8 protein-coding genes are annotated in these 5,854 nt (G+C 62.1%); all 8 read right to left on the bottom strand.

Going from position 1 to position 5,854, the window contains the following annotated elements; translation table 11 throughout:
* Window positions 1–621, bottom strand: a 621-nt coding sequence (locus tag N2315_08610; GenBank protein ID MCX7829238.1) for a fumarate hydratase, incomplete at its 3' end; no start/stop codon positions are given.
* Between the two features lie 166 nt (window positions 622–787).
* Complete coding sequence (locus N2315_08605) at window positions 788–1,912, bottom strand: sodium ion-translocating decarboxylase subunit beta (protein ID MCX7829237.1); 1,125 nt, start codon at window positions 1,910–1,912, stop codon at window positions 788–790.
* Between the two features lie 21 nt (window positions 1,913–1,933).
* Window positions 1,934–2,323, bottom strand: a complete 390-nt coding sequence (locus N2315_08600; GenBank protein ID MCX7829236.1) for a biotin/lipoyl-binding protein — start codon at window positions 2,321–2,323, stop codon at window positions 1,934–1,936.
* Between the two features lie 90 nt (window positions 2,324–2,413).
* Window positions 2,414–2,815, bottom strand: a complete 402-nt coding sequence (locus N2315_08595; protein ID MCX7829235.1) for an OadG family transporter subunit — start codon at window positions 2,813–2,815, stop codon at window positions 2,414–2,416.
* 14 nt (window positions 2,816–2,829) lie between these two features.
* Window positions 2,830–4,389 carry a methylmalonyl-CoA carboxyltransferase gene (locus N2315_08590; GenBank protein MCX7829234.1) on the bottom strand — a complete coding sequence of 520 codons (1,560 nt, stop codon included), beginning with the start codon at window positions 4,387–4,389 and terminating at the stop codon, window positions 2,830–2,832.
* A gap of 63 nt (window positions 4,390–4,452) precedes the next feature.
* Window positions 4,453–4,854 carry a methylmalonyl-CoA epimerase gene (gene mce / locus N2315_08585; protein MCX7829233.1) on the bottom strand — a complete coding sequence of 134 codons (402 nt, stop codon included), beginning with the start codon at window positions 4,852–4,854 and terminating at the stop codon, window positions 4,453–4,455.
* Window positions 4,854–5,276: a cobalamin B12-binding domain-containing protein gene (locus N2315_08580; protein ID MCX7829232.1), complete on the bottom strand. Its 423-nt coding sequence runs from the start codon at window positions 5,274–5,276 to the stop codon at window positions 4,854–4,856. Before N2315_08580 ends, mce begins: the two co-directional genes overlap by 1 nt.
* 27 nt (window positions 5,277–5,303) lie before the next feature.
* Window positions 5,304–5,854: methylmalonyl-CoA mutase family protein (locus N2315_08575; protein MCX7829231.1), on the bottom strand; the 551-nt coding region annotated here is incomplete at its 5' end.

The raw sequence follows: 5,854 nt of genomic DNA, 5'->3' as shown, positions 1-5,854 counted from the left end.
CTTCTTGGCCCAAATGGCGGCCTGCTCAAAGGTGCCCCCCACCGCAACGCCCACCACCACCGGAGGACAGGGGTTGGGACCTGCCTGACGCACGGTGTCAACGATGAAGTCGATGACGCCCCCTTCGCCGTCCGCGGGCTTCAACATGGCGATCCGGCTCATGTTCTCGCTGCCCATGCCCTTCGGCGCCACCGTAACCTCAACCCGGTCGCCGGGCACCATGTTAAGATGCACCACCGCCGGCGTGTTGTCCATGCTGTTCCGCCTTTCGTATATGGGGTCGTACACCACGGATTTTCTAAGGTAACCCTCCAGGTACGCCTCCCTAATCCCCTGGTCCACCGCCTCCTGAAGGGAGGATCCCTCCAAAACCGCCTCCTGTCCCCATTCCACGAACACCACCGCAAGGCCGCAGTCCTGGCATATGGGAAGCCGGTCCGCCTGAGCTATCTCGAAGTTGGCCACTATGTCGGAGAGGGCCTCCCCCGCAAGCTCGCACCGCTCATCCCTCAAAGCCCTCTTAAGACTGTCTTTCACGTCCGGCGGAAGCTCAAAGTTGGCCTTAAGCGCCAGGGACCTCACCAGATCCGAAAGGTCCCTGGACCTTATCGACCTTACCACGGTCACACCCCCCGTCCCGATGAAGCATGGCTTACCAACCACCCCATATCTTACATCCCATTGGGATAAAAGGGACATAAACATCATCCCAAATGAAGGACAAAAAACCGGGAGGGCACGAGGGCCCTCCCGGCGGGATTCGTTGCGCTTTTAAAGCCCAAGGGGCTTACGCGGTAAGCAGCGTCAGCATGGCCCCGGCGGCCACGGCGGTTCCTATGACCCCCGCCACGTTGGGACCCATGGCGTGCATGAGCACGTAGGAACCGGGGTACTCCTGCTGAACCACCCTCTGGCAGACCCTAGCGGCCATGGGGACCGCAGAGACGCCGGCGGCGCCTATGACTGGGTTGATCTTGCCTCCCGAAAGGGTCTTCATCACCTGACCGAAGATGCAGCCCCCGGCGGTGCTGAATATGAAGGCCACAAGCCCCAGGGCTATGATCTTTATGGTGGCGGCGGTGAGGAACGACTCCGCCTCCATGGTGGCCCCCACGGTTATCCCCAGGAATATGGTGGTGGCGTTGAGTATCTCGTTCTGGGCCGCCTGGTTGAGCCGCTCGGTGCAGCCGCACTCCCGCAAGAGGTTCCCGAACATGAGCATCCCTATGAGGGGAACCGCCGGGGGAAGTATCAGGCCACAGGCGATGGTGCTTATGATCGGGAAGAGCACCCGCTCGGTCTTGGTCACGGGCCGCAGCTGCTCCATCCTGATGCCCCGGTCCGCCTTGGTGGTTAAGAGCTTTATCACCGGCGGCTGGATCAAGGGCACCAGGGACATGTAGCTGTACGCCGCCACCGCCACGGCGCCCACTATCCTTGGGGCCAGCTTCATGCATAGGTAGATGGAGGTGGGCCCGTCGGCCCCTCCTATTATCCCTATGGCGGCGGCCTCCCTTATGTTGAAGCCCAGGAACATGGCCCCCACCACCGCCACGAACACCCCAAGCTGGGCGGCGGCGCCCAGGAGGAACGTTATGGGGTTGGCCAAAAGAGGTCCGAAGTCCGTGAGGGCCCCTATGCCCATGAATATTATTATGGGGTAGAGCTCATGCTTGGTCCCGAAGGACACGTAGTACAGGAACCCGCCGGGATCCACTATCCCCGACAGGGGTAGGTTCACCAGAAGACACCCGAAGGCTATGGGGGTGAGCAGAAGGGGCTCGAACCCCTTTGCGATGGCCAGGTACAAAAGCACCAGGGCCACCACTATCATCACCAGGTTTCCTCCGGAGAGTCCCACAAGCCCCGACTGTTCTATGAGGCCCCTAAGGGCCGCTAAGTAGAGTTCCATCCCTCTCCCTCCCTGGGGAGCCTAAGCTATGACCACCAGGACGTCCCCGGTGTTCACCGAGTCACCCTCCTTGCAGCGCACCTCAGACACGGTGCCTGCCACGGGGGCGAAGATCTCGTTCTCCATCTTCATGGCCTCCAGGATTATTATGGCCTGTCCGGCGGACACCGAAGCGCCCTGCTGGACCATGACCTTCAGTATCTTGCCCGGCATCGGGGCGGTCACAGCGCCGCTTCCCGCCGGAGCCGCAGGGACAGGAGCCGGAGCAGGAGCCGGCGCAGGGGCTGGAGCTGGAGCGGGAGAAGGCACAGGGGCGGGGGCCGCCGCGGGGACGGAACTGGAAGCTCCTACCTCCTCCACCTCTACCTCGTAAGCCTTGCCGTTAACTACCACTCGATACATGCGACCCATGGGGCATACCTCCTAATAGGGATGGTTATCTTGCGAATCCTTAGCAAACATCCGCCTGTGCCAACAGGCCTTAGACCTTACAAAAAGCGGTTAAAGCTCAAAGCCCTCCAGGTTGTCCAGCTTGGCCATGGTCCTCCAGTGGCTCGCCGGAGCGGCGGGCATGGGCCTTACGGATTTAACCGCCACCGGACGGCCCATGAAGGCGCACAGGGAGGCGGTTATGGCCGCCACCAGCTCCAGGTCCTCGCAATGGGAAGCATCCAAGGGCCTTGCGGGCGCGGCGGGAGCCGGGGCGGACGCAGGGGCGGAAGCCGCGGGGGAAGGACCCGAACCGCCGGATACCTTGCCCCGGGAGTCAACCGCCTGGGCCACCATCTTGGTGGCCATCATCACCAGCATGAGCCCCACGATGACCAGGAAGACTATGCTGAAGGCGATGAGGGACATGAGGACCCCTCCCATGGGGCCCACGAAGTGGTCGTGAATGCTCATCCCCTATCCCCTCCTTAGTGGGGCATTATGCCGTGCTTGCGCTTGGGCCTTAGCTCCCTCTTGCCGTCGCACATCACCAGCGCCTGGTATATGGCGCCCCGGGTCTCCTCGGGCAGGATCACCCGATCCACAAAACCCCTGGAGGCCGCCTGGTAGGGGTTGGCGAAGGCCTCCCGGTACTCCTCTATCTTCTGGGCCCTCATGGCCGCCTTGTCCTCCGCGGCGTCGATCTCCTTGCGGAAGATGATGTTGGCCGCCCCCTCGGCCCCCATGACGGCGATCTCCGCCTGGGGCCAGGCAAGCACCACGTCGGCGCCCAGGTCCTTGCTGCACATGCCAAGGTATGACCCACCGTAGGCCTTTCTTAACACCACGGTTATCTTTGGAGACGTGGCCTCGCTGTAGGCGTAGAGCAGTTTGGCCCCATGCCGGATTATGCCGCCCATCTCCTGGTTGAGCCCTGGAAGGTACCCCGGCACGTCCTCAAAGGTGACTATGGGGATGTTGTAGGCATCGCATATCCTTATGTGCCGGCTGGCCTTGTCGGAGGCGTCGATGTCAAGGCAGCCCGCCATGTAGTTGGCCTGGTTGGCGATGATGCCTATCACCCGTCCACCCACCCGGGCGAAGCCGGTCACTATGTTCCTGGCCCAAAGGGGCTGAACCTCGAAGAAGTCCCCTCCGTCCACCACCTTGCGGATCACGTCCCTCACGTCGTAACCCTTGTTGGGGTTGGTGGGCACCGCCTCCCTAAGGCTCATGTCAAGCCTCATGGGGTCGTCCCCGGTTTGAGCGCAGGGGGGATCCTCCATGTTGTTGCTCGGCAGGTACGAAAGGAGCTTCCTCACCTGGGCGAAGCACTCGTCCTCGTTGGAGGCGAAGAACTGGGCAACCCCGGAGGTGGTGTTGTGGGCCATGGCGCCGCCGATCTGCTCAGAGGTGACGTCCTCGCCGGTCACCGCCTTTATGACCGCGGGGCCGGTGATGTGCATGATGCCGATCTTGTCCACCATGAATATGAAGTCCGTAAGCGCCGGGCTGTAGACCGCCCCTCCGGCGCAGGGACCCGCTATGACGGATATCTGAGGCACCACGCCGCTGGCCTTAACGTTCCTGAAGAAGATGCTGCCGTAGCCAGAAAGGGCGTCCACCGCCTCCTGGATCCTGGCGCCGCCGGAATCGTTTATTCCTATCACCGGACAGCCGTTCTGGAGGGCAAGATCCAGGACCTTGCATATCTTCTTGGCGTGCATCTCCCCGAGAGACCCGCCGAGCACGGTGAAGTCCTGGCTGTAAACGTACACCATCCGGCCCTCCACGGTGCCGTAGCCGGTTACGACGCCGTCGCCGAGGAACTTGGTCTTCTCAAGGCCGAAGTTGGTGCAGCGGTGCTCCACGAACTCGTCTATCTCAACGAAGCTGCCGGGGTCCAGGAGACGCTCTATCCTCTCCCGGGCGGTAAGCTTGCCCTTCTCGTGCTGCTTTTCGACGGCCTTCTTGCCGCCGCCGTCGTGAGCGGCCTTTCGCTTGGCAAGCAGCTGCTCGCAAAGCTCGTCGATGGTACGATCCGCCATGACTCTACCTCCTTATTTTGACGTGCCCGGCGGGACTGGGTCCCGCCGGACCGCTTGGGACGCCTATCTCTCGCTTATCTCCAGCAGCACCCCTCCGGAAGCCTTGGGGTGCACGAAGGCTATCCTGGCGCCCCCGGCGCCCTTCCGGGGCTTCTCGTCTATAAGACGGACGCCCTTGGCCTTCAGCTCCTCCAAAGCCTCCTCTATGTTGGGCACCCGGATGGCTATGTGGTGGATTCCCTCTCCCTTGGCCTCGATGAACTTGCTCACCGGGCTGTCCTCGGCGGTGCCCTCCAGCAGCTCTATCTCCGTGTCGCCCAAGGGCAGGAAGGCGGTCTTGACCTTCTGCTCCGCCACCTCCTCCACCCCGTGGCACTGGATGCCAATCACGTCCTGCCAGAACTTCAGGGACTCCTCAATGCTCCTCACCGCTATGCCTATGTGGTCCACCACAGTTGGCTTCATCAGTTGGAGGCCTCCTTCCTTCTCTTCTCAGCCACCGCTTCCTCAAGCCACTTTATGCAGTCCCCGGTGGGGGTGCCAGGACCAAAGATGGCCCCCGCCCCAAGCTCCAGGAGCCTCGGCACGTCGGACTCCGGTATGACCCCGCCGCCGAAGACTATTATGTCCCCAGCCCCGCGCTCCCTGAGCATGTCGATGATCACCTTGAAGTAGTGCTCGTGGGCCCCGGACAGGATGCTTATGCCGATGGCGTCGGCGTCCTCCTGTATGGCGGTCTGAACTATCTGCTCCGGGGTCTGGCGAAGCCCCGTGTATATGACCTCCATCCCCGCGTCCCTGAACGCCCTGGCTATGACCTTGGCGCCCCGGTCATGCCCGTCAAGCCCCGGCTTGGCCACCACAACCCTTATCTTACGGTCGCTCATCTCTCGAGTCCTCCCGCCTTAAAAGACTTAAAGAACCACGTTCTCCTTGTACTCCCCGAAGACCTCCCGGAGAACCCCGCAGATCTCGCCCTCGGTGGCGTAGTTCCTGACCGCCTCTATTATGTGGGGCATCAGGTTCTCCTCCCCCTGGGCAACCCGGCGGATGTTCTCAAGGCAGTCCCGGACCTTCAGGTTGTCCCGGCTCTCCTTCAGCTTAGCAAGCTTCTTGACCTGCATCTCACCCACCGCGGGGTCCACCTTGAGAAGGGTCCGCTCCGATGCGTCCTCCTCGATCTGGAAGCGGTTCACCCCAACCACGATCCGGTCTCCGGACTCCACCGCCTTCTGGTACTCGTAGGCGGCGTCCTGGATCTGCTGCTGCACGTAGCCCTTCTCGATGGCCACCAGCATGCCGCCCATCTCGTCGATCTTGCGGATGTACTCCCTGGCGCCCTCCTCGATTTGGTTGGTGAGCGCCTCGATGACGTAGCTCCCAGCCAAGGGGTCTATGGTCTGGGTGACCCCGGACTCGTAGGCCACGATCTGCTGGGTCCTCAGGCTGTCTCTTATACACATCT

Source organism: Thermanaerothrix sp. (assembly GCA_026417795.1).
Lineage (GTDB): Bacteria > Synergistota > Synergistia > Synergistales > Synergistaceae > Thermanaerovibrio.
Note: the sequence above shows the minus strand (reverse complement) of the source record. Positions and strands in the feature narration are given on the sequence as shown.

Bases quoted from the DNA above. Each gene is read 5' to 3' on its own strand.
- N2315_08605 (MCX7829237.1), bottom strand. From the start codon at position 1,912: ATGGAACTCTACTTAGCGGCCCTTAGGGGCCTCATAGAACAGTCGGGG.
- N2315_08600 (MCX7829236.1), bottom strand. From the start codon at position 2,323: ATGGGTCGCATGTATCGAGTGGTAGTTAACGGCAAGGCTTACGAGGTA.
- N2315_08595 (MCX7829235.1), bottom strand. From the start codon at position 2,815: ATGAGCATTCACGACCACTTCGTGGGCCCCATGGGAGGGGTCCTCATG.
- N2315_08590 (MCX7829234.1), bottom strand. From the start codon at position 4,389: ATGGCGGATCGTACCATCGACGAGCTTTGCGAGCAGCTGCTTGCCAAG.
- mce (MCX7829233.1), bottom strand. From the start codon at position 4,854: ATGAAGCCAACTGTGGTGGACCACATAGGCATAGCGGTGAGGAGCATT.
- N2315_08580 (MCX7829232.1), bottom strand. From the start codon at position 5,276: ATGAGCGACCGTAAGATAAGGGTTGTGGTGGCCAAGCCGGGGCTTGAC.